The sequence below is a fragment of the Pseudomonas sp. AGC41 genome, assembly GCF_057334555.1.
In genome coordinates, this window is sequence record NZ_JBHFJB010000076.1 from 1 (window position 1) to 714 (window position 714).

At 58.7% G+C, this 714-nt stretch carries 2 protein-coding genes; both read left to right on the forward strand.

Going from position 1 to position 714, the window contains the following annotated elements:
• The coding region (locus ACE04F_RS13670) for a hypothetical protein (protein WP_486107452.1) at positions 1-197 on the forward strand (197 nt) is incomplete at its 5' end.
• Positions 194-714, forward strand: a 521-nt coding sequence (locus ACE04F_RS13675) for a hypothetical protein (RefSeq protein WP_486107454.1), incomplete at its 3' end; no start/stop codon positions are given. The genes ACE04F_RS13670 and ACE04F_RS13675, both read left to right, overlap by 4 nt.

Sequence of the window (714 nt, forward strand, 5' to 3'; positions counted from 1 at the left end):
TGCCGGCACAAGCACTGCTGGACAAGGTGCTCAACGCCACCAAACAAATACCAACGAGCCTGGCTACCGACCTGCTGAAAAAGGCCGTACCAATGCCAGACGCTGCGACCGCGCTTGCCTCCCAGTTACCTCAGTCACTTGTGAAAAACGCCGAGAGGCTCGGATTGCCACGCAAGCTCTCGGAGAAAACACAATGACTGCCGCGGCTGCGCGCCCACCCCAGTCAGCCACCGCCCCGCTCAATACCACATCAATAAATGACATTGATGCGGGAAAAGAAAAGCTTGATCAATGGCTGCGCACACTCACCAACGACGCCATTGGCTGGAATGCCGTACAGACCGCAGGTTCGGTAATTCCGGGTGTCGGCACCGTTTTCGCCGCCATTGATGCCATCGGCGACCTGCTCACCCTGATCGACGGTGACCAGAATGACTTCCTGACCTGGGTCAGCTTTGGCGTCAACGTCGTCGGCCTGATCTCCTTTCCCGGTGTCGGCCCGGCACGGCTGGCGGTGCGCACCACGCTTTCAGCGGTCAGGCGCAATGGTCTACCCGCCATTTCGACGGCCATGCTCAGTGCATTGGAAGAGAACCTTAACGACAAAACTCGCGGCGCCCTGGAGGATTTTGCCAACGCCATCCAAGCGCGTCTCAGCGAACTGCTCACAAAAATCGCCGCAGAAATCAGAAAAGCCTGCGCCGCTTTCGCCCG